The organism is Pseudomonas sp. BAY1663, from assembly GCF_000582595.1.
Taxonomy (GTDB): Bacteria; Pseudomonadota; Gammaproteobacteria; order Pseudomonadales; family Pseudomonadaceae; genus Stutzerimonas; species Stutzerimonas stutzeri_AF.
Map to the genome: position 1 here is coordinate 35,475 of NZ_AZSV01000005.1, position 23,163 is coordinate 58,637.

Here is a 23,163-nt window from a genome sequence, read left to right on the forward strand (position 1 = left end):
CAGGCGCTCAGCCCTGCAGCGGCGGATGCTCGCGCAGCAGCTCCGGCGGGGTCAGCTCGATGCCACGCCACTGGAACGGCACCGGCCAGAGCTGCTGATCGATGGACGAGCGTGCCCACAGCTCGGCGAAGCGCTCATCGAGCGCGGGATGGCGGGTGCTGGGCGCCAGCAGGGCAAGCGGCCAGAGCACGAAGGCGTTCTTCAGGATTTCCGCGCGCGGCAACAGCAAGCCATGGAAGTTGCCGACCAGGTCATCGTAGAGCAGCACGTCGATGTCCAGCGGCAGCCCCTTGCGCTCCGGCGCATAGCGACCATTGTCCGCCTCGATGAATTTCAGCCGGCGGTCCAGCTCGGTCAGCGGCAACTCGGTGTTGCCGGCCACCACCAGGTTGTAGAAATTGTCGCCCTTGTAGCCCACCGCCAGGCTTTCGAAGACCGGCGAGCAACGCATGTCCTGCAGCAGCTCGGCCAAGGCGTCGAGGCCGGCATGCAGGTGGCTTTCGCGCTGGGCATTGCTGCCCAGGCCGAGCAGCACGGGGGTCAGCGACATCCGCGTTCGATCTCCACGCCCAGCGCGCGTGCGCGCGGATTGACCCCGGGCTTGGTCACCCGCAGGCGCAACCAGACGATGCCGAACTCGCTCATCAGCGTTGCCGCCAGGCGTTCGGCGAAGGTCTCCACCAGCTCGAAGCGGGCCTCGCCGGCGAAGCGCTCGATCGCCGCGGCGACCTCGGCATAATCCAGCGCCTTGCCCAGCTCGTCATGCTCGGCGGCCGGGCGAATATCCCAGCCCAGCGCCAGGTCCAGCTGCAGGCACTGACGAATGCCCCGCTCCCAGTCATAGGCGCCGATCACCGTATCCACTTCCAGACCTTCGATGAAGACTGTATCCACGCAACTTTCTCCTACGGCACGACAAGCTCGAGGCGCGCCGTTAGACTCAGGAGCTCCCTGCCCCGGATGGATTCCATGTTCTGGCTGCTGACACTGCTCGCCTACCTTATCGGTTCGCTGTCATTCGCCATTCTGCTCAGCCGCCGGGCCGGAATGCCGGACCCGCGCGTTGGCGGTTCCGGCAACCCCGGCGCCACCAACATGCTGCGCCTGGCCGGCAAGCGCCTGGCGATCTGGACACTGTTCGGCGACCTGTGCAAGGGCCTGCTGCCCGTGCTGCTGGCCGCCTGGCTGGGCCTGACCGTCCAGCAACAGGCCTGGATCGGCCTGGCGGCGGTGTGCGGCCATCTCTACCCCCTGTACTTCCGTTTTCGTGGCGGCAAGGGTGTCGCCACTGCCGCCGGCGCCCTGCTCGCCCTCTACCCTCCGGCCGCACTGCTGGCCATCGTCGCCTGGCTGCTGGTGTTTCGCTTGAGCCGCACCAGTTCGCTCGCCGCGCTCATCGCCCTGCCCCTCTGCCTGCCGCTGCTGGCCTGGCAACAACCGGCGGCCCTGCTGCCGATGAGCGTGCTGGCCGTGCTGATCGTCTGGCGCCACCGCAGCAATCTGCGCGACCTGTTCGCAGGGCGGGAAAGGCACTTCTGAGCGGCAAGCCGCAGGCCGGGGCAAGGGGTCATACTGCCGCAAGCGTCTCCATCGACCAGCGTGGTTGCACCGAAATCGACGGGCCGTCCTGTTGACCGGCGAGCAGGCGCTGGCAGCCAGCGTAGGCGATCATCGCACCGTTGTCGGTACAGAAGCGCGGCCGCGCATAGAACACCCGCCCCTTCAGCTCGCCGAGCATCTTCTCCAGCGACTGGCGCAGCGCCTGGTTGGCACTGACCCCGCCGGCGATGACCAGCGATTTCAGCCCGGTCTGCTTCAAGGCACGGCGGCACTTGATGGTCAGCGTCTCGACCACCGCCTGCTGGAAGGCCAGGGCGATGTCGCAACGGGTCTGTTCGGATTCGTCGCCCGCGGCGCGGCATTGCTGCCAGGTATTGAGGGTGAAGGTCTTGAGCCCGCTGAAGCTGAAATCCAGCCCGGGGCGATCGGTCATCGGCCGCGGGAAGACGAAGCGCCCAGGCGTGCCCTGATCGGCCAGGCGGGCGATCTCCGGCCCGCCGGGGTAACGCAATCCCATCAGCTTGGCGGTCTTGTCGAACGCCTCGCCAGCGGCGTCGTCCACCGACTCGCCAAGCAGTTCGTAGCGACCGATGCCGTCGACCCGCACCAGTTGCGTATGCCCGCCGGACACCAGCAGCGCGACGAAGGGAAACGCCGGCGGCTGTTCCTCAAGCATCGGCGCCAGCAGATGGCCTTCCATATGATGCACGCCCACCGCCGGCACGCCCCAGGCCAGCGCCAGCGCCTGAGCACAGGACGCGCCGACCAGCAGCGCGCCGACCAGCCCGGGGCCGGCGGTGTAGGCCACGGCGTCGATCTGCGCGGCCTCGCGCCCAGCCTCGCCGAGCACCTGGCGAATCAACGGCAGCATGCGCTTGACATGATCCCGGGAAGCCAGCTCGGGCACCACGCCGCCGTAGACGCGATGCAGATCGATCTGGCTGAACAGCGCATCGGCCAACAGCCCCTGCTCGCTGTCATAAAGCGCGACGCCGGTCTCGTCGCAGGATGTTTCCAGCCCCAGCACCAGCATGGGTTCCAAACCTTCAGGCGAAAGAAGCCGTGCATATTAATCGGCGGGCCATCCGACCGACCAGCGCTTTTCGATAAGGGGCTTTGCATTCCATGGTTGGAGCGGGTAACATCCGCAACCCTTAAAACCAGCGTGCTTGCGAGTCATTTGCCGAAGCGCGTTGCCACCGGTAATCAAGTGAAGGTAAGTCCTGGATGCCCGCTGTCAAAGTTAAAGAGAATGAACCCTTCGACGTAGCACTGCGTCGCTTCAAGCGCTCCTGCGAAAAAGCCGGCGTTCTGGCCGAAGTCCGTTCGCGCGAGTTCTACGAGAAGCCGACCGCCGAGCGCAAGCGCAAAGCCGCTGCCGCCGTCAAGCGTCACGCCAAGAAAGTGCAGCGCGAGCAGCGCCGCAGCGTCCGCCTGTACTGATCCGGTACGGCTGACACCGCATCAAGCCCGGCTCAGGCCGGGCTTTGCATTGCACCAGACTCCGCTTCGCCAACCGGCGAATGGCCGGAGTTTTTTCGTTTCCGGCCTGATCACTGCGAGCGTATCCTGATACCCCTATGGCCGGACTGATCCCGCAATCGTTCATCGATGACCTGCTCAACCGCTCCGACATCGTCGAAGTGGTCGGCTCGCGCATCCAGCTGAAGAAGACCGGCAAGAACTACAGCGCGCTCTGCCCCTTCCACAAGGAGAAGACCCCCTCCTTCAGCGTCAGCCCGGACAAGCAGTTCTACTACTGCTTCGGCTGTGGCGCCGGCGGCAATGCGCTCGGCTTCGTCATGGACCACGACAACCTGGACTTCCCCCAGGCGGTCGAGGAACTGGCCAAGCGCGCCGGCATGGAGGTGCCGCACGAGGACAGCGGGCGCCGGCACAAGCCGCGCCAGCCGGTCGACTCGCCCCTCTACCCGCTACTGGCCGCTGCCGCCGACTACTACCGCCAGGCGCTGAAGAGCCACCCGACCCGCAAGGCAGCGGTGGAATACCTCAAGGGCCGCGGCCTGTCCGGGGTGATCGCCCGCGACTTCGGCCTGGGCTTCGCCCCGCCCGGCTGGGACAACCTGATGAAGCACCTGGGCGGCGACCCGCTGCAGCACAAGGCGCTGATCGACGCCGGCCTGCTGATCGAGAACGCCGAGACCGGCAAGCGCTACGACCGCTTCCGCGACCGCGTGATGTTCCCGATCCGCGACAGCCGTGGCCGCGTGATCGCCTTCGGCGGCCGGGTGCTGGGCGACGACAAGCCCAAGTACCTGAACTCGCCGGAAACCCCGGTATTCCACAAGGGCCAGGAGCTCTACGGGCTCTACGAAGCGCGCCAGGCCAACCGCGATCTGGACGAGATCATGGTGGTCGAGGGCTACATGGACGTCATCGCCCTGGCCCAGCAGGGCCTGCGCAATGCCGTCGCCACGCTCGGTACCGCCACCAGCGAGGAGCACCTCAAGCGCCTGTTCCGCATCGTGCCCAGCGTGCTGTTCTGCTTCGACGGCGATGCCGCCGGGCGCAAGGCCGCCTGGCGCGCCCTGGAAGCCACCCTGCCCAACCTGCAGGACGGCCGCCGCGCACGCTTCCTGTTCCTGCCCGACGGCGAAGACCCGGACACCCTGGTCCGCGCCGAGGGCACCGATGCATTCCGCGCGCGCATCCAGCAGCAGTCGCAACCGCTGGCCGACTATTTCTTCCAGCAACTGAGCGAAGAGGCCGATCCGCGCTCGCTGGAAGGCAAGGCCCACCTGGCTACGCTGGCGGCACCGCTCATCGAGAAGATCCCCGGCACCAACCTGCGCGCACTGATGCGCCAGCGCCTGACCGAGCTGACCGGGCTCAATGGCGAGGCACTGCAACAGATGACGGCCGCACCGGCTCCGCCATCCGCCGGCAGCGCCCCCCACTACGACGACAGCATCTACTACGATGCCAGCCCGGCGTACGACGAAGCCGCCTATTTCGAGCCGCAGGAGCCGCTCCAGCAGCCGCGCGGCGGCAAGAAGGAATGGAAGAAGGACTGGAAAAAATCCGGACAGCGTCCAGACTTCAAGCCAAGGGCGCCACGCACGCCCGCCACGGTCGAGCCACCGGCACTGTCCACCCTGCGCACGCTCCTGCACCACCCCGAACTGGCGCAGAAGGTCGAGGATGTGAGTCATTTCGCCGCAGAGGACGACACCTACGCCCAACTGCTGGTCGCCCTGCTCGGCGCCCTGCAGAAAAACCCCAAGCTGCGCAGCCTGCAACTGATCGCTCGCTGGCACGGCACCGACCAGGGGCGCCTGCTATGCGCCCTGGCCGAGAAGGAATGGCTGATTTCGGCCGACAACCTTGAACAACAGTTTTTCGACACCATTAACACTCTTGCCGCCCGACAACGCGAACGCAGCCTCGAAGGCCTGCTGCGCAAGGCGCGCCAGGGTGAGCTCAGCGCAGAGGAAAAAGACCAGCTGCGCAACCTACTGAGTCGCAACGCGACACCCGCTGCATCGACCTCAACTGGCGCGTGAGGTCCTAGCTCGGCTATAATGCTCAGCTTGTTTTCAGCCCGCCAGAACCTTCAGTGGATAGGGTTATATGTCCGGAAAAGCGCAACAGCAGTCCCGCCTCAAAGAGTTGATCCAGCGTGGCCGTGAGCAGGGTTACCTGACTTACGCAGAGGTCAACGACCACCTGCCGGAGGATATTTCCGATCCGGAACAGGTGGAAGACATCATTCGCATGATCAACGACATGGGCATCAACGTATTCGAGACCGCTCCGGATGCCGATGCCCTGTTGTTGGCCGAAGCCGATACCGACGAAGCCGCCGCCGAAGAGGCCGCAGCGGCCCTCGCCGCGGTCGAGACCGACATCGGCCGCACCACCGACCCCGTGCGCATGTACATGCGCGAAATGGGTACCGTCGAACTGCTGACCCGCGAAGGCGAGATCGAGATCGCCAAGCGCATCGAGGAAGGCATTCGCGAAGTGATGAGCGCCATCGCCCACTTCCCCGGTACCGTCGACAGCATCCTCGCCGACTACGAGCGCGTCACCAGCGAAGGCGGCCGTCTGTCCGATATCCTCAGCGGCTACATCGATCCCGACGACGACGGCGCCGCCGCGCCTCAGGAAGTCGAGCCGCAGACGCCGCAGACCACCAGCAAGCCGGTGGACGACGACAAGGACGACGAGGACGAAGACGACTCCGACAGCGAAGAGGAAGAAGGCGATGGCGGCCCGGACCCGGAAGTCGCCCGCGTGCGCTTCGGTGCCGTCGCCGAGCAACTGGAGAAGGCCAACAAGGCGCTGAAGAAGCACGGCCGCGCCAGCCAGCAGGCCACCGAGGAGCTCGAAGCCCTGGCCACGCTGTTCATGCCGATCAAGCTCGTACCCAAGCAGTACGACGCCCTGGTCGAGCGCGTGCGCAGCGCCCTGAACCAGATTCGCGCCCAGGAACGCGCCATCATGCAATTGTGCGTGCGCGATGCGCGCATGCCGCGTGCCGACTTCCTGCGCCAGTTCCCCAACAACGAAACCAACCTCGGCTGGGCCGATGAGCTGGCCAACGGCAAGAGCAAGTACGCCGAAGCCATCGGCAATCGCAAGGAAGACATCCAGCGCTGCCAGCAGAAGCTGGTCGAGCTGGAGCAGGAATGCGCGCTGGCGATCGCCGACATCAAGGACATCAACCGCCGCATGTCCATCGGCGAGGCCAAGGCCCGCCGGGCGAAGAAGGAGATGGTCGAGGCCAACCTGCGCCTGGTGATCTCCATCGCCAAGAAGTACACCAACCGCGGCCTGCAGTTCCTCGACCTGATCCAGGAAGGCAACATCGGCCTGATGAAGGCGGTGGACAAGTTCGAATACCGCCGCGGCTACAAGTTCTCGACCTATGCCACCTGGTGGATTCGCCAGGCGATCACCCGCTCGATCGCCGACCAGGCACGCACCATCCGCATCCCGGTGCACATGATCGAGACGATCAACAAGCTCAACCGCATCTCCCGCCAGATGTTGCAAGAGATGGGCCGCGAGCCCACGCCGGAAGAGCTGGGCGAGCGCATGGAGATGCCCGAGGACAAGATCCGCAAGGTATTGAAGATCGCCAAGGAACCGATCTCCATGGAAACCCCGATCGGCGACGACGAGGACTCGCACCTGGGCGACTTCATCGAGGACTCCGCCATGCAATCGCCGATCGACGTGGCGACCGTGGAAAGCCTCAAGGAAGCCACCCGCGAAGTGCTCTCCGGCCTCACCGCCCGGGAAGCCAAGGTCCTGCGCATGCGCTTCGGCATCGACATGAACACCGACCATACCCTCGAGGAAGTCGGCAAGCAGTTCGACGTCACCCGCGAGCGCATCCGCCAGATCGAAGCCAAGGCACTGCGCAAGCTGCGCCACCCGACGCGAAGCGAGCACCTGCGCTCCTTCCTCGACGAGTGAAAACAAAGCCCCGGTCCCGCCGGGGCTTTTGCTATCTGCCGGCTGCCACCAACCTGCGCCATCCCGCCAACCGCGCTATCCTCCGCTCTCGCCCACGACGGACCGAACGGCCATGCACGGATCCGACAGCTCACACCGCCAGGCTCTGGAACAAGCCGCCCTGCGCCAGGCTTCCGCCAGCGCAACCTGGTCGAAGGCGAGCTGCTCGGCAGTCCAGGCGCCCCACGCGACAGCGTGTTCATCGTGCGCAACGGACGCATTCGCGTGTACCTCGCCTCCGAAGACAAGGAATACACTCTCACCTTTCTCGAGGCCGGCGACATCTACAGCACCCACAGCGGTGCCTATCTCCAGGCACTCAAACCGAGCGAGGTACTGATTGGCGAAACGGCCCAGTTGAGCCGCATGCTGGCACTTCCCGGCGCCGCAGCGACCATCATCCGCGTACTGGGCCAGACCCTGGCCAACTCCATGCAACTGATCGAAGACCTCGCCTTCCGCGACGTCGAAGGCCGCCTGGCGCGCTTCCTCGACGGCATGCTCGCACGCAGGGGGCGCTCGCACGAAAGCGGCGTACAGCGCCTGGAACTGAACCTGAGCACCGAAGACATTGCCCACCTGCTCGGCACAACCCGGCAAACCGTCTCCTCGCTGATCAGCCGCCTGGCCCGCCAGGGCATTCTCACTCGCGTCGCCCCTGGCATTCTCGACATTCACCGCCCCGACCTGCTGAAACAGCGCAGCCAGGTGTCGCCTGGCTGACAGACGCATGCGCAGGCATCTTCTAGGATCAGCGCCTCCCCAAACCGAAGTCGTCCCAACCAGACACGGAGGCGCACCATGCCCAGCGTCGTAACCTACCGCAGCGTCGCCGGCGACCAGCCACTGCCCTACATCGAATGCGACCGCAGCATCCGCACCCTCTACTCGCGCATTCAGTACTACATCGGCCAGGATGGCGGCAATTGCCACCTGTGCGGTTATTTGCGCGACAAGATCGGCAACCGCAATGGCTTCGAGCCCGATGCCCGGCTCATCCTCCACGCACAGATCAACGTCATTCACGAACTCTTCGAGCGCAACGGCGACCGTGAGATCGTTACCCTGTTGCAGCAGGTGGAAGACGACTGCTGCTGAGCCCAGCAATCAGTTGGCTCCCCCGGACCCGGCCGGTATAATCCGCCGGCCTTCTGGGGGCCTATAGCTCAGTTGGTTAGAGCAGAGGACTCATAATCCTTTGGTCCACGGTTCGAGTCCGTGTGGGCCCACCATCTTCAAAGCCGCGCATTGCGCGGCTTTGCGCTTTCTACGGCAATGACATCCACCCAGCCCTTTGGGGCCGCAGGTACAGTGCTGTTACACCAGCCTCCTTGGGTTTTCTCGGATGATCGCAATCGTCAACCTAAAAAGCCGTAGTGCGCCGGCAGCGTTATTGCCACAAGATCAAAGGACAACTGACGGCGCTCTTCCCAGAAAAACACTTCAGGATTAGACAGTGAGCCGAATAGGCGCCACTATCAGCTCAAACAATGAGCCGAATAGACTCGCTAATCGGCTCACAGATGAGCAAGCCCATGAATATCCCTTTCTGGATCTGGCAACAGCCCAATTGGCCGCACTTCAACTGGCAAACCGAACCACTTGCCACGCTGCTGCGCGCTTGCAACCAGACTCAGGGACGCTTGCTCGGCATGCTCGGCGCCGTCGGTCGCGACAGAGAAGTGCAGAGCAGCCTGGATGCCATGCTGCAGAACATCGTCACCTCATCAGCCATCGAGGGCGAGCAGCTGAATGTCAGCTCGGTGCGCTCATCCTGGCGCGGCGCTTGGGGGTAAGCGAGGAAGGCAGTACTACGGCACGCTCCGAAGGCCTAGCGGAATTGCTGCTAGACACCACCCACGAACATCAGCAGCCGCTAGACCTGCAGAGACTGTACAAGTGGCATGGCTGGTTGTTCCCCGGCGACGACAGCCTGCTGTCCCGCCCGCTACGCATCGGCACGCTGCGCGGCGAAGAGCCCATGCAGGTAGTTTCCGGCCGGCTCGACCGCCCTACCGTGCATTTCGAAGTCCCTCCCCGCGCCGGGCTGGAGGCGCAACTGGACGACTTCCTCGCCTGGTTCGAGAGCAGCCGCAGCGATGCCAGCCTCGACCCGTTTCTACGGGCCGGCATTGCGCACTTCTGGTTCGTCACCCTGCACCCCTTCGATGACGGCAACGGTCGCCTTACCCGCGCCATCACCGACCTGGCACTGGCTCAGGGCGAACAGCAGGCCATCCGCTTTTACGCCATGTCAGCCAGCATCCTCGACGACCGCGCCGGTTACTACCGCATCCTGGAGGCCAGCCAGAGGGGTACGCTGGATATCACCGCCTGGCTGCAATGGTTCCTCGCAACGCTGCTCAAGAGCCTGGAGCAAGCCCTTGCTCGTATCGACCGCGTGCTGGTCAAGGCGTGCTTCTGGCAGGCGCACCGCAGCCAAGCCTTATCTGCCGAGCAGATCAAAGTGCTTAACCGCCTGCTCGATGGCGGCGAGAAAGGTTTCGAGAACGGCATCAGCGCCGCCCAATACCAGGCCGTGGCCAAGGTCTCGAAAGCCACCGCCACGCGCCATCTGAGCGACCTTGTTGAGAAGCGCTGTCTTGCCCGGCTACCCGGCGGCGGGCGCAGCACGCGTTACCAAATACAGCACTCGGCAAACGCACAAGGCTGAGCCCGCAGCGACAGAGCAGCGCACCGGACTCGTCGCAATGCTGTAGTGCCATTACGCCAGGTTTCGGTACTATCCGGTTAATTCTGGATTACTAGGACAGGAAATGGACTTCACCCCCATCATCGCGCAGGTCTGGGGCACGCTGGCTGGTTTATCCCACTGATGCTGCTGATCGGCCTGCTCAAATCGCCTTGGGCCAAGGGTCATATCGGCGAACTCCTGGTGCAGTTGTTTGCCCATTGGCAGCTGGACAAGCAGACCTACCGCCGCCTGCACAACGTCACGCTGGACACCCCAGACGGCACCACGCAGATCGACCACGTATTCCTCTCGCCCTACGGTATCTTCGTACTGGAAACGAAGAACATGAGCGGCTGGATCTTCGGCAGCGAGAAGCAGGCGCAGTGGACGCAGAAGTTTCCCAAACGAACCTTCAAATTCCAGAACCCGCTGCGGCAGAACTACAAGCACCTAAAAGCCCTGGAAGCCACCCTTGGCGTGAACCCCGAGCACCTGCACTCGGTCATCACCTTTGTCGGCGGCAGCACCTTCAAAACCGAGGTGCCGGCCAACGTCACCCAGGGCATTGGTTTTATCCGCTATATCAAGTCATTCCAGCAGCCGGTATTCAGCGAAGCTGAAGTCGACACCATGCTGCACGCCCTGCAAACCGGTCGCCGCGCGCCGACCCTCGCCACTCACCGCGAGCATGTGCAAAACCTTAAGCGACGTAGTGATCCGACAGCCGAGCGGCAATGCCCGAAATGCGGAAGCGCGCTGATGATCCGTACTGTGAAAACAGGGGCTAAGGCTGGGCAGCAATTTTGGGGATGCTCGGCTTTCCCCAAGTGCCGAATCATGCAGAGCCTTTAACAACCACCCATTGATACGCAGGACGCTCATCTTCGTCACACTCTCAGCTTTGCTAGCTGAGCAAGGCCACTAAGCTCGATTCAACGTAGGGATGGAGTTGTATGAAGGGCTCGAAACACGGCGCCTCACGCGCGGGGTCGCATGCCGGGCGTGGCTTTCGGTACCAGGATGCCGCCGGCGTCTGGCTGGCAACTCAGTGCTGGAGTGAGGAGCTGCCTTACGGCGAGGTAGTCCCGGAAGGGCTGGACGACTACGAGCTTCGCGGAGCGACGCGCTCTGCCCTTGTTCAGGTGAAATCACGCCGCGACCACCTCGGACCGTTCTCAGCCAGCGAGGCAGCAAACTTCGTGCGTGAGCTTTGGTATCGAAGCGAGGGCGCATCCTCGCCCCTTACCAGTGATTTGATCTTGCTTGTAGAACAGCCGATCGCAGGTGGCCCCACCACCGATCACAGGTTGGCCGATAACCCGAGCCTGGCCAAGGCCATGGCTAGCGATCCACGCTGGAGCTCACTCGCACCTCGTACTCTTGTGTGGATTACCCCAGCGCCCTTTGAAGTCGCACTGAAGTCCATCAGTCGAATTACGTCCTGCACTCCCTTGGCTGCACAGGTCCATTACGCTGAGCTACTCAGCCGCATCGGTAACTTGGCCGATGCCAATGGTTTAATCACAGATAACCGCTATGCAGGCCTGGCCGTATCTGACGTGGAGGCTTGCGTGCGCAGGATCGAGCCGATCCTTGACCTAAGCGGCATGGAGGCAGCATTACGCGACGGACTCTGCGAGGCTCTCGATTTCCTGACACCCACAGATGACCCCAGCTTTTATCAAGCGTCAATACACGCCCGGGGCATCTTGCAGCCGGCCTGGTCGCCGAACGACCCGAGACGCGCAGCATAGTCCTCGACGCTCTGGAAGCCAGTGGCGCCACGTTGATCGTGGGCCAATCGGGTAGCGGCAAATCGGCGCTGATGTGGGAAGTGGCTCGTGCGATTCGGCATACCGTGCGCTGGTTCGAAATCAAGCGCGGCGATGCGGCCGACGCACACCTGTTCATGCGTCTCGCTCAGGCATTAAGAGCATCCCCTACCGCACCGCTCGGTTTCATCCTGGACGATGTTGGGCGCGGAGGCAGCAGTCTGTGGGATAGTTTGAGCAAGGAGGTCGGCGGCGGTAGCGGAATTCTATTGCTCGGCTCGATTAGAGAAGAAGATGTGTTCATGTTGACCGCGCGGGCGCGCGCCAAAGAGGTTCGTCCTCCCGTTGAAGAGGCGGTCGCGGAACGGATTTGGCACCGGCTGCTTGAGCAGGGCCGGACCTCTTGGGTGGGTTGGCGCGAACCCTGGGAGCGAAGCGGCGGGCTCCTGCTCGAATTCACACATATCTTGACGCGTGGCGAACGGATCGAGACGGTTCTCAGTGAGCAAGTGGATCGACGGCTGCGCGAATCTCGCGATGCCGAGCTGGCCATACTTCGCGTCACTTCGCTCGCCAGCATGGCGGGAGCCACAATTGATGCTGAACGGCTGTCCACGGCGCTGGATATCGCACCTGGTGATCTGAGTCGAGGTCTACGCCGCCTGATTGATGAGCATCTCGTTTCGGCGAAAGAAGATGGGCGCATCGAAGGCCTGCATCAGCTGCGTTCGGCAATGCTCTTCGACCTTTGTCATGCTTACCCACCATCGGCGCCATCACGAACTGTGATCGAGGCGGTTCATTCCGTGCATAGCGATAGCTTGGAAGCCTTGGGCGCCCACGTACTGGTGAATCACCCCGGCGCGACAAGCGCTTTCGTCGCGGCCCTCGCCTCACGACTGGAGCGCGAGCATGATCCCGTCGCGCTGGTCACAGCCCTTTCCGGTATGGGCCAGGCTCACATCGAGGCAACACTACGGGCTTGGGTAGCAGAAGTTCTGTCGGCCGGGCTGGAACCGTCTCAAATCACCCTAGCCGCTAGGTTCGCAGTCGCGAACATAGATGTTTCCTCGATGCCACTACCGGATCGTCTGAGGAACGCCATAGGGGTATTACGCCCCCGCTCAGCTGCGGACCCACGAACGGATCTACTGTCCGCCCTTTCTCGAACTTCCTTGCATCAGATGGTGACCACCACCGATATACACCGCCTTCGAGCACTCATAGGAGCACTGGTCGGCATGGAGCTGCCGGAGTCCTTGCGATCGGCACTGCTGGCGGTGAAGCCCGATTTCGAAGCAGTCGATCTTAGCGACGTTGCTGATCTGCTGGGCGCGATCCATCTGATAGATCCACGCATCGCATCAAGCTGGGTGGAGGCACCGGTGCGCAATCGTTTACTGGAGCGCGTCCCATGCGAGATTCCCTGGGCAGGGCCGGTTACAGTCGAAGCAGCACCCGAAGGGCGTCTTCTACGCAGCGTCATTTACTACGTTGCCCCCTCCGTTCAGGCTCGACTCAACGATGAAGTGGCACCACTCTGCGCCACGCTGCTTGGGCTTGACCCCAGTGCAATGGTAGCGGCCGTCGACGCACTGGCGGCCGACGGCCGTCCATCCGGATTACCGGATGCCAGCAAACGTATCCCTCGGGAGAATATCGCGCCCACCGCATTGCCCGCGTGGAACCAACGCTGGATCGCCGCGGCAGCAAGATTGGTTGGCAATGAGAGCTACACCGACTATCTGCATCGCTCGTATGGAATGCTGGAACGCTTGCTACCCGTACTAGAGCGCATAGTGGATACCACTCTGCGCGGTAAGCCGCCTCAAGCGAAGATACTTGAGCGCTTCGGCAATATTCACGACGCCTCTCGCCAACTGACTCCGCCACGAGACGCCGCTCCCAATGGCAGTGCCCCGGCAGAGCACAGTACACCGCTGCAAAATCTACTTTTCCATTGCTCTGCCGATTTGATTCGACGCTTCATTAAGTTGCCGGATAACTACGGTGCATTCGTCCTATGGACCGGCGATTTGCTCAAAAACGTGCAAGAGGCGCGCGAGGAGCCTTGGGAACTTTTAGGTAGATCGCCTGCAAAGTCGTTGGATCGTTTGGAGAGCCTGATCGCTTCGTTGCGGCTGCTGGCCATTGAAACCGGTACGCAGGGCGCCAAGCTGACGCAATGGATTTCCATCGCCCGTAGCGCCTTACCGGACGACGCTTTGCGTAGTGTCAAGATGGCCGTTGAGCGCAAGCTGCAGGCAAGCTCAATGAGCTACCTGCAGGGTGTTGAAGCAGAGCTTAGACGACAAGCTATCGAGCTTGAATTGCATACTCGTCCAGATTGGGAAACTCCCTTGCCCTGGCCGAATAGAGACTTCCTGGCAATCGCGGATATTTCATCACCCTGCGATTGGCCGGCATGGGTTGAAGCACATGCCGCCCAGGTTCAGTCGACCATTGGCGAAGGCCGCCAGGTCTGGTTTGTCCCACGTATCGATCACCTCGCACTATCGTGTCTGACGATAAAAGGACGGTACTCACTATTTGCATCGCCGTACTCTGGGGACGACTGGCTAGATACTCTCCAGCAGCCGCGATTGAACGATATTCTGACCCGAGAGGCGCAACGAAGCATTGAGCTGATTACAGAGCTTGACGGCATGCGCCGCTTCAGACTGGGAGAAAAGGATAGATCCCCTGCTGAGCAAGCGGTACGGCAAGACCATGAACGACAGCTCGCAGTGGCTCTCAAGGCATTCGAGGCGCAGGCCGAGGGAACGTCAGTGCAGATGCAGTTGCGGAAATTCAGCGAGGACGTGGCAGCCGGCAATGTCGCCCTGGCGGAGGGCCTAGCAGCACTGCTGCGTAACAGACTGACTTCCGATTGGGCGGCACTGCTCACACTTCAGAACGCTTTGTTGGAACAGGATCTTGCTGCTGTTGGATGTGGGCAAGGTGCAAACAATCCGCACGGAGGGAATCGAACATGAAAACAGTGAGCATCGACCTGGAAAACTGCTACGGCATCAAGAAGCTGCAAGCTGAATTCGATTTTTCTAAAGCAAAGGCCTGTGCCGTCTATGCGCCGAACGGATCTATGAAGTCCTCACTCGCGCAGACCTTCCAAGATGTCGCAGACGGTGTTGCCTCCAAGGATCGCATCTTCCCGGCGCGCGCGTGCAGGCGCGAAATCAAGGACGAGGCCGGTGCGGATCTACCCAAGGAAGGTGTACTCGTCGTTCGTCCATATGACGAGGTTCTGGGGCACTCACCGAAGACTTCAACGCTGCTGGTCAACCCTGCGCTACGCCAAGAATACGAAGCCCTCCATGCCGATATCGACGCGGCAAAGGAGACCTTGCTGAAAGCTCTCAAAGAGCAGTCTGGCTCCAAGAGGGACATCGAAAAGGAGTTTTCGTCCACCTTCACAGCACGTGACGACCAGTTCTATGTTGCGCTGAATCGTATCAAGGACGAGATTGCTGCGCTGCCCGACGCCCCGCTCGCGACAGTCGCCTACGATGTCGTGTTCGACGATAAGGTGCTTGCTCTACTCGCCACGGATGAAGCGAAAGCTGCCATTCAGGACTACATCAAGAAGTACAACGAACTGTTGGCCGCATCGACCTACTTCAAGAAAGGCACATTCAACTACTACAACGCAGCGACGGTCGCAAAGCAGTTGGCCGACAACGGCTTCTTTGAGGCGAAGCACTCCGTCACCCTGAATGCCGACGCCAAGCTAGAGATTACCAGCCAGAAGGAACTCGAAGAACTGATCGCCAAAGAGAAGGATGCGATCTCTAATGACGAGGAGCTGAAAAGGAAGTTCGCGAAACTCGACAAGCTCATCCAGAAGAACGTCACGGTCCGCGACTTCGAAGCCTACCTGCTGAATCATGAAGAGTTGCTGGTACGGCTAGGCAACGTACCAGCTTTCAAGGAGGACGTTTGGAAATCCTACCTAAAGGTGCGCTTCGAGCCATTTCAGGATCTGCTGAACAAATACCAAGCAGCCCAGACCAGACGCAAAGAGATCGAAGAGCAGGCAGCGAAAGAGCGCACGCAGTGGGAAGAAGTTGTCGATATCTTCAACGACCGCTTCTTCGTTCCCTTCAAGCTGGAAGCAGTTAACCGGCTGTCCGTAATCCTCGGTCAGGAGCCGATGCTAAGCCTCGGCTTTACGTTTGAAGATGGGACAGATAAGGCCGCTGTTGACCGCAGCTCACTTATGCAGGCCCTCAGCACGGGGGAAAAAAAGGCCTTCTACGTGCTGAACATCCTCTTTGAAATCGAAGTGCGGAAGAAGGCAAAACAGGAAACGCTCATCATCGTCGATGACATTGCGGACTCGTTCGACTACAAAAACAAGTACGCCATTATTCAGTACCTGATGGACATTGCCGAAGACCCCCACTTCAAGCAGATCATCCTCACCCACAACTTCGACTTCTACCGGACTATTCAGAGCCGGTTTGTCCGGTACTCGGACTGCTTCATGCGTTGAAAACTGCCGCAGGCTTGGTGCTTGAGCAAGCCGCTGGAATTCAGAACGTATTTGTCAAAGACTGGAAGCCAAATTTCGCTGCCGAGCCGAAGAAAAAGATTGCCTGTATCCCCTTCATGCGCAATCTCATCGAATACACCAAGGATGCGGCCGACCCCGATTTCGTCAAACTGACGTCGCTGCTGCACTGGAAGGCCGACTCCGATCAGATAACGATTTCTGACCTGGATGGGATCTTCAACAGACTGTTCGGACAAAATGTTGCTTCGGCCGACGGTGCCAAAACTGTGATGGCGCTCATCGAGCATGAGGCCAGTGGGTGCCTAAAGGCTGACGATGGTATCAATTTCGAGAACAAGATCGTGCTTGCCATGTCGATCCGGCTCACCGCCGAGCGCTTCATGGTCAAGCGCATCAACGACCCGGCCTTCGTCGCGGGAATTGACTCGAACCAAACGCCAAAACTACTGAAAAAATTCCGGGAACTGTTCAGTACAGAGCTGAAGACACTCAAAATCCTTCAACGTGTGGCACTAATGACCCCCGAGAATATTCACCTGAACTCCTTCATGTATGAGCCCATCCTAGACATGTCCGATGGACATCTGCGGAAACTGTATGGCGAGGTGATCATGCTCGCCTGATGTCGCACCAATAGCTGGTCTTTCAGCCTGGGGCGATACCGAGCGTTTAGAACCTGACCGTTTCACGGTACAAAAAAACAGTACACTGGCGGTACAGTGCCCAGCTTTTACAGATTTCGCTCAATTACGCTTAACCCGCTCTACGACGCTACTTTCAGCTAACTGTACCTATGCTAAGCTGCCCACGATTTAACTAGGCTTACAGCGTTTCTAGGCAACTCATAATCCTTTGGTCCACGGTTCGAGTCCGTGTGGGCCCACCACCTTCAAAGCCGCGCATTGCGCGGCTTTTCCGTATCATCTCCAAGCCCCGCGCCACGCTCTGCGATCGAGCCAACGGCGAAGCTCGTAGCTCATGGATGACGGCTATCGGCCGCAGCATCATCCGAAAAAAGACCAAATAACTAAATCGAATATAAAAAGCAGTATTGGTTTCTGGACTCTCTAAGTCCGGCCCACTATCGTGCGCGCGAGGTCGCCGTGCGGCCTGATGTTTATTGGCCATCGTCACGTTAAGGACCTCCATGCTCCCGGATTCGCTGCCGCTGCTGTTCGTCTGCGCCTTGCTGATCTGGGTGCTGGTGTCTTTCGTGCGCGAGAGCTGGAGCCCGGACATCGTGGTCGCGATCGCCGTGGCGGTACTGCTGGCCACCCAGTTGCTGACGCCGGGCGAAGTGCTGGGAGTGCTGTCCAACTCCGCTCCCGTGACCATCGCCTGCATGTTCATTATCTCCGCCGCCCTGGAGCGCACCGGCTGTATCGATGCGCTGGGCAACTGGCTGGGCGACCTGGTGGGGACCAGTCCGACCCGCGTACTGGGCGGCCTGACGATCACCGCCCTGGTGATTTCCGCCTGCCTGAACAACACCCCGGTGGTGGCGATCCTCACGCCGGTGGCGATATCGCTGGCCAAGCGCGCCGGCACCACGCCGTCGAAGCTGTTGATCCCGCTGTCCTACGCCACCATCCTTGGCGGCACGCTGACGATGATCGGCACGTCGACCAACATCCTGGTCGATGGCGTCGCGCGCAAGGCCGGGCTCGCGCCATTCGGCATGTTCGAGATCACCGCGGCGGCATCGATTCTCGCCGCGGCCGGCATGCTCTATCTGCTGACGATCGGCAAGCACCTGCTTCCCGAGCGCGACACGCTGTCCAAGCTGCTCGGCCCGCGCCTGGACCGTACCTTCATGAGCGAGTTGCGGGTCGCGCCCAACTCGCCGGTACTCGGCAAGACCATCGGCGAGGCCAACCTCAACGGCGGCAGTGGCCTTCAGGTGCTGCAGGTCAGCCGTGAGAATCAGTATTTCAGCCGCCCCGAACACGACTTCATCCTCAATGCCGGCGACCTGCTGCTGATCCATGGCCAAGTCAAGGATGTGGTGGAGTTGCGCGAAAGCGGCCACCTGACGTTCAACCGCAGCGATGCCTTCGAGACCATCAGCAGCGAGGACGTGAGCCTCGCCGAGGCCATCGTCGGCCGCGGCTCGCGCTACAGCCACCGGCCGATGCGCGATCTCGACCTGACCGCCCGTTACGGCATCAACGTACTCGCCGTGCACCGCCAGGATGAAAACATCCAGGGCAATTTCGACGACTTCCAGTTGCAGTTCGGCGACGTGATGCTGGTCGAAGGCACCCCGGCACAGATCAAGCGCTTCGCCGACAACGGCGAGCTGATCAGCCTCAACGCGGTGCAGGAGCGCGCCTTCCGCCGGGACAAGGCGCCCATCGCGATCCTCGCCACCCTGGCCGTCATGCTGCTGGCCGCCTTCGGCGTGATGCCGATCGAGGGCCTAGCGATCATCGGTGCCGCCGCGGTGCTGGCGACCCGTTGCCTGGATGTCGAGGACGCCTACAAGGCGGTGGACTGGAAGATCCTCAGCCTGATCTTCGGCATGCTGGCGATCAGCATCGCCATGGACAAGGTCGGCCTGGTCCAGCTGATCGTGCAGAACGTGACCACGCTGACGCCTGGGCCGGGCCGCTGTTCATGCTCTCGTTCATCTATCTGCTCACCTCGCTGCTCACCGAGATGCTGTCGAACAACGCGGTGGCAGTGCTCATCACCCCGATCGCCATCGGCCTGGCGCAGCACCTGGGTGTCGACCCGCGCCCCTTCGTCGTCGCCGTCATGTTCGCCGCCAGCGCCAGCTTCGCCACACCGATCGGCTACCAGACCAACACCTTCGTCTACAACGCCGGCGGCTATCGCTTCACCGATTTCCTCAGGGTCGGAATACCGCTGAACCTGTTGCTGTGGCTGGTCGCCACGCTGGTCATCCCGCGGTTCTGGCCGCTCACCCCGCTATGAGCACAGGGCTTGCGCTGGGTCATTGAAGATTTGCGCGTTCCCTTTCATGCTCCGCAGCTTTCGGCCCATCGAACAAGAACAGGAACATGCCATGAAACTGGAAACCCTCGCCATCCACGCCGGCTACAGCCCGGACCCGACCACCAAGGCCGTGGCGGTGCCGATCTACCAGACCACCTCCTATGCCTTCGACGACACCCAGCACGGTGCCGACCTGTTCGACCTGAAGGTGCCGGGCAACATCTATACGCGCATCATGAACCCCACCACCGACGTGCTCGAACAGCGCGTCGCGGCGCTGGAAGGCGGCGTGGCGGCCCTGGCGGTGGCCTCCGGCATGGCGGCGATCACCTATGCCATCCAGACCATCGCCGAGGTCGGCGACAACATCGTCTCGGTGGCCAAGCTCTATGGCGGTACCTACAACCTGTTCGCCCATACCCTGCCGCGCCAGGGCATCGAAGTGCGCTTCGCCGCCCATGACGACATCGCCGCACTGGAAGCGCTGATCGACGACAGGACCAAAGCGGTGTTCTGCGAATCCATCGGCAACCCGGCCGGCAACGTCATCGACCTGCAGGCTCTGGCCGACGCCGCTCACCGCAATGGCGTGCCGCTGATCGTCGACAACACCGTCGCCACCCCGGTGCTGTGCCGCCCGTTCGAGCATGGCGCCGACATCGTCGTGCATTCGCTGACCAAATACATGGGCGGCCACGGCACCAGCATCGGCGGCATCGTGGTCGACTCCGGCCAATTCCCCTGGGCGCAGCACAAGGAGCGCTTCGCCCTGCTCAACACGCCGGACGTGTCCTACCACGGCGTCACCTACACCGAAGCCTTCGGCCCGGCCGCCTTCATCGGCCGCTGCCGCGTGGTGCCGCTGCGCAACATGGGCGCGGCGCTCTCGCCGTTCAACGCCTTCCTGATCCTGCAGGGCCTGGAAACCCTGGCGCTGCGCATGGAGCGCCACTGCGAGAACGCGCTGAAAGTCGCCGACTACCTGCAAAGTCACCCACAGGTGGCCTGGGTCAAGTACGCCGGCCTGCCGGAGCACCCCGAGCACGCCCTGGCGCAGCGCTACATGGGCGGCAAGCCGGCGGCGATCCTCTGCTTCGGCATCGAAGGCGGCATGGAAGCCGGCGCCCGCTTCATCGATGCGCTCAAGCTGATCGTGCGCCTGGTCAACATCGGCGACGCCAAGTCGCTGGCCTGCCATCCGGCGAGCACCACCCACCGCCAGCTGAATGCCGAGGAACTGGCCAAGGCCGGCGTGTCCCAGGACCTGATCCGCCTGTCCATCGGCATCGAGCATATCGACGACATCCTCGCCGACCTCGCCCAGGCGCTGGACGCGGCCAAGCGCTGATCGGCCCCGGGGCCTGTCCGCGCTTCGGCGCGGGCAGACCTGCGAACGCGCGCGCATCACGAGGCGCCGCATAGCCTTGATATCTCGATCGGCGGCCCCATACCGGAGGAAATATCCTCTCGGAAAGCCTCACATGAGCGACTCGCTGATCATTCCTTGCGCGCATTGCGCCGGGCTCAATCGCATCCCCGCCGACCGGCTGCATGACACTCCGCGCTGCGGCCGCTGCCAGGCCGAAGTGCTGCCGCACCAGCCGTTCGAGCTGCGGCAGGGCCAGTTCGCCAACCAGATCAAGGGCGACCTGCCGCTGCTGGTGGACGTCTGGGCCAGCTGGTGCGGCCCCTGCCGCAGCTTCGCACCGACCTTCGCCCAGGCAGCCACGCAGCTGCAGGGCCGCTGCCGCCTGGCCAAGCTGGACAGCGAAGCCAACCCGCAGCTCGCGACCCAGCTCGGCATCCGCTCGATTCCCAGCCTGATCCTGTTCCGCGACGGCCGCGAAATCGCCCGCCAGAGCGGCGCCATGCCGTTGCCGCAGCTGCTGGCCTGGCTCGGCCAGCAAGGCATCTGACCGCGGGTCCGGGCGATCGGAACGATCGATGCCCTGGCCAAGTCCACAGAACATGACCGCAACCTGCCAGGAGCCCGCCTCATGTTCGGCAAGACGACTCACAAGTTCGAGGTGAACTACATCTACCAGAACGATCCACGTGCCGAGATCATCGAGTCGCAAGACGATTCCCTCTCGACCGCAGCCGCCGCCGCGCAGCTGATCCGGCTGCACCATGCCGACATGGAAAACAACCTGCTGATGCCCGAAGCGGATGCCCGTGAGGAAGAGTTGCTCCAGCAGGCGGCTATCCTCGGCATCAGCGATATTCGCGTGACGCGGTTGATACACGAACATGAGCCGGCCCATCGACCAGCCGGCTAGCGCGCCTCAGTAGTAATACCAGCGCAGTTGCAACTGGAACTCCGTTTCCGGCTCGGCCCGATGGCTGAAGCTGCGTCCCAGGCTCAGACGCAGGCCGGTGTCGCCACGCAGTTCGAATTGCTGGGCCAGGTCGAGGCGACGACGTACTTCGCCGTTATGGAAATAGTCCCCCCGCGCCTCCAGCAGCAGGTTGCCCGCCGCATTCCGCCACAGCAGGCCGCCATCGAAACCCGCCGCCGGACTGACGGCCGCGCTGAAGCCGGGGTTCACTTCCAGGCGCGCAGTTGCCAGGGCGAAGCCGAGCAGATCCTCGCCGAGCTGCCAGGTGAACCCGCCGCCACCATCGAAATGGCCGACCAGGCGGTCGTCCCCATCCCCCCACGGCACGCGCTCCAGCCCCGCCGCGATCTGCCAGGACCAGGGCCGCAACAGCGGCGTGACCGGCGTCAGCGAACGGATTCCAGCCAGATCCAGCCGCTGCAGTTTCCAGCGATTGCCTTCGTACTGGCGCAGCCGCAGCTGGGCGATTTCGATCTGCGCCCCCAGCGGAAAGCCCTCGAGATTGTCGAGCAAGTCGTGATAGGCCATGCGCAGCCCGTACTCGGCGAAGGCATGTTCGCCACGGCCACCAAGCCCGAACTGCAAGGTGCGCGACTCATGGCCGTGCTCCGGCAGGATCGGCCGCGCAACGTCCAGGCGCGGGGGTGGGTTGCGATTGATCGCCTGCAGCAAACGATAACTGTGCGCCGCATTGGCAGGGTCACGCTCCTCGCCGGTGACCCGGTAGCGGACCAGACGGTAGGCGCCGTCCTGGATCAGCGCACGGCGTTCGTCCGGCAATGCCAGGTAATCATGCTGCCCGAGCACCTGTGGATCACCGGCCAGTTGGCTAACCCAGTCCAGCTCCTCGCTGTCGAGCGGCGCGGTACGGGTCAGCAGTTCGCGCTCGCGCGATGGCCGATAGTCGATGCCTTCGACGAGCCCGGCATCGATCACAACCCGCACGGTATCGGCCGGAATCGCGGTCAATGGAAATTGCTCGGTCAGTTCGAGCCCGGGCCGAGCGACCTCCAGCAGTTCGAGCAGGCGGTAGGAGCAATTCTCGTCGAAGAAGAAATAGTCGAAGCGGATCTGCTTGAGCTCCCAGACATGCTCGAGCATGCGCCCCGTTTCCTCCGCGGTCAGGTTCAGCCGGTATTCCCAGAGATCGCGATTCTCCAGGCGGCTGTATTCGCCGATCTTCTCGCGGTACGGCAGCAGCGAGAAAAGCCCCGGATAGCCTCCCATCAGGCCTTTCCAGGCATAGAGAATGCTGTTGTCCGCCCCCTCGATGAAGGCACCGAAGTTGAGGGCTGAGCTCAGCAGTGGGCTGCCCTGGGAACCGATATCAGCCTGGTCGATGCGCAGCAGCGTGTGGCCGAACATCGACGACGGGCTGTTGAGGTAGGCCGCGGGAAAGACCATTACGGTACCGTGCGGGGCGACCTCGGCGTACCAGGCTCTGAACTCGGGACATTCGACCGCTGGCAGATCGGTCAGCTCCAGCTGTTCGCGCAGCCAGCGCGTGCGCGCCGGATAGACGCATTGGGCGTGGCGATCGCCCTGGCTCGCCGGGGCGTAGAGCGCAGCGAGGGTGGCCGCAAGCTCGGCGGCCGGGTCATGTTCCCCGCCGTCGGCGAGGAAGAAGTCATCGTCATCGACATAGCTGCGCCAGCCGCCCAGCTTGCCGCGCTCGTAGTGGCCGAGCGAATGCCAGTAGGCGTCGTCGGCCAACCGCCGCGGGGCGGAAACAGGGGAAGGGGCAGCCAGCACCATGGCGCTCGCGCTGCACAGCGCCAGCAGTAGCAGGGGTCGAAGCATATTCGGCCAATGGCAAGCAGA

General features: G+C 62.4%; 17 protein-coding genes, 1 tRNA gene and 3 pseudogenes. 17 read left to right on the top strand and 4 right to left on the bottom strand.

The features are described from left to right. Positions 1–7 precede the first annotated feature (7 nt). Together folK and folB are read right to left on the bottom strand one after the other, a co-directional pair. Positions 8–550, bottom strand: coding sequence for a 2-amino-4-hydroxy-6-hydroxymethyldihydropteridine diphosphokinase (gene folK / locus BAY1663_RS02825; protein WP_037037824.1), 543 nt, complete (start codon positions 548–550; stop codon positions 8–10). Then, entirely contained in the window at positions 541–894 is a 354-nt protein-coding gene (gene folB, locus BAY1663_RS02830) for a dihydroneopterin aldolase (RefSeq protein ID WP_037037826.1), read from the bottom strand. The genes folK and folB overlap by 10 nt, the downstream gene beginning before the upstream one ends. Before the next feature lie 75 nt (positions 895–969). On the opposite strand from folB, the gene plsY reads away from it, so the two are divergent. Then, on the top strand, positions 970–1,539 hold the full coding sequence (gene plsY, locus BAY1663_RS02835) for a glycerol-3-phosphate 1-O-acyltransferase PlsY (protein WP_037037893.1): 570 nt from the start codon (positions 970–972) through the stop codon (positions 1,537–1,539). Positions 1,540–1,567: 28 nt separating this feature from the next. Here the strand turns inward: plsY and tsaD are convergent, their stop codons facing one another. Next, positions 1,568–2,593: a tRNA (adenosine(37)-N6)-threonylcarbamoyltransferase complex transferase subunit TsaD gene (gene tsaD, locus BAY1663_RS02840; RefSeq protein WP_037037828.1), complete on the bottom strand. Its 1,026-nt coding sequence runs from the start codon at positions 2,591–2,593 to the stop codon at positions 1,568–1,570. A gap of 194 nt (positions 2,594–2,787) precedes the next feature. Between tsaD and rpsU the strand changes: the two genes are divergently transcribed. The 16 genes and pseudogenes from rpsU to BAY1663_RS02915 all read left to right on the top strand — a co-directional run bounded on the left by rpsU (position 2,788) and on the right by BAY1663_RS02915 (position 21,282). Continuing rightward, on the top strand, positions 2,788–3,003 hold the full coding sequence (gene rpsU / locus BAY1663_RS02845; protein WP_003290642.1) for a 30S ribosomal protein S21: 216 nt from the start codon (positions 2,788–2,790) through the stop codon (positions 3,001–3,003). 137 nt (positions 3,004–3,140) lie between these two features. Further along, entirely contained in the window at positions 3,141–5,084 is a 1,944-nt protein-coding gene (gene dnaG / locus BAY1663_RS02850) for a DNA primase (RefSeq protein ID WP_037037830.1), read from the top strand. 67 nt (positions 5,085–5,151) lie between these two features. Then, positions 5,152–7,005 carry an RNA polymerase sigma factor RpoD gene (gene rpoD, locus BAY1663_RS02855; RefSeq protein WP_037037832.1) on the top strand — a complete coding sequence of 618 codons (1,854 nt, stop codon included), beginning with the start codon at positions 5,152–5,154 and terminating at the stop codon, positions 7,003–7,005. A 234-nt stretch (positions 7,006–7,239) separates the two neighbouring features. Next, a complete protein-coding gene (locus BAY1663_RS02860) occupies positions 7,240–7,767 on the top strand; it encodes a Crp/Fnr family transcriptional regulator (protein ID WP_256206514.1) in 528 nt (175 codons plus the stop codon). A 78-nt stretch (positions 7,768–7,845) separates the two neighbouring features. Then, positions 7,846–8,142 carry a N(2)-fixation sustaining protein CowN gene (gene cowN, locus BAY1663_RS02865; protein WP_037037834.1) on the top strand — a complete coding sequence of 99 codons (297 nt, stop codon included), beginning with the start codon at positions 7,846–7,848 and terminating at the stop codon, positions 8,140–8,142. A 57-nt stretch (positions 8,143–8,199) separates the two neighbouring features. After that, positions 8,200–8,276: transfer RNA gene (locus tag BAY1663_RS02870), tRNA-Ile, on the top strand. 303 nt (positions 8,277–8,579) lie between these two features. Continuing rightward, a pseudogene (locus BAY1663_RS02875) lies at positions 8,580–9,718 on the top strand (Fic family protein). 103 nt (positions 9,719–9,821) lie between these two features. Beyond that, positions 9,822–10,591, top strand: a pseudogene (locus BAY1663_RS02880) (NERD domain-containing protein). Between the two features lie 101 nt (positions 10,592–10,692). Next, positions 10,693–11,493 carry a hypothetical protein gene (locus BAY1663_RS02885; protein ID WP_037037836.1) on the top strand — a complete coding sequence of 267 codons (801 nt, stop codon included), beginning with the start codon at positions 10,693–10,695 and terminating at the stop codon, positions 11,491–11,493. Between the two features lie 32 nt (positions 11,494–11,525). After that, positions 11,526–14,507: a hypothetical protein gene (locus tag BAY1663_RS02890; RefSeq protein WP_037037837.1), complete on the top strand. Its 2,982-nt coding sequence runs from the start codon at positions 11,526–11,528 to the stop codon at positions 14,505–14,507. Further along, the gene (locus BAY1663_RS02895) at positions 14,504–16,024 is read left to right on the top strand and encodes a hypothetical protein (RefSeq protein ID WP_218186646.1); all 1,521 of its coding nucleotides are present in this window, start codon (positions 14,504–14,506) and stop codon (positions 16,022–16,024) included. Before BAY1663_RS02890 ends, BAY1663_RS02895 begins: the two co-directional genes overlap by 4 nt. After that, entirely contained in the window at positions 16,021–16,668 is a 648-nt protein-coding gene (locus BAY1663_RS24720; protein ID WP_218186647.1) for a hypothetical protein, read from the top strand. The genes BAY1663_RS02895 and BAY1663_RS24720 overlap by 4 nt, the downstream gene beginning before the upstream one ends. A 524-nt stretch (positions 16,669–17,192) precedes the next feature. Then, positions 17,193–18,982, top strand: a pseudogene (locus tag BAY1663_RS02900) (SLC13 family permease). A gap of 91 nt (positions 18,983–19,073) precedes the next feature. After that, positions 19,074–20,351 (top strand): bifunctional O-acetylhomoserine aminocarboxypropyltransferase/cysteine synthase, encoded by a 1,278-nt coding sequence (locus BAY1663_RS02905; RefSeq protein ID WP_037037895.1) that lies wholly within the window; start codon positions 19,074–19,076, stop codon positions 20,349–20,351. Between the two features lie 133 nt (positions 20,352–20,484). Beyond that, positions 20,485–20,919 carry a thioredoxin TrxC gene (gene trxC / locus BAY1663_RS02910; protein ID WP_037037838.1) on the top strand — a complete coding sequence of 145 codons (435 nt, stop codon included), beginning with the start codon at positions 20,485–20,487 and terminating at the stop codon, positions 20,917–20,919. An 81-nt stretch (positions 20,920–21,000) separates the two neighbouring features. Then, positions 21,001–21,282, top strand: coding sequence for a hypothetical protein (locus BAY1663_RS02915; protein WP_037037839.1), 282 nt, complete (start codon positions 21,001–21,003; stop codon positions 21,280–21,282). Positions 21,283–21,288: 6 nt separating this feature from the next. Here BAY1663_RS02915 and BAY1663_RS02920 read toward each other — a convergent pair whose 3' ends face one another. After that, positions 21,289–23,142 (bottom strand): DUF4105 domain-containing protein, encoded by a 1,854-nt coding sequence (locus BAY1663_RS02920; RefSeq protein WP_037037840.1) that lies wholly within the window; start codon positions 23,140–23,142, stop codon positions 21,289–21,291. Between the last annotated feature and the right edge of the window lie 21 nt (positions 23,143–23,163).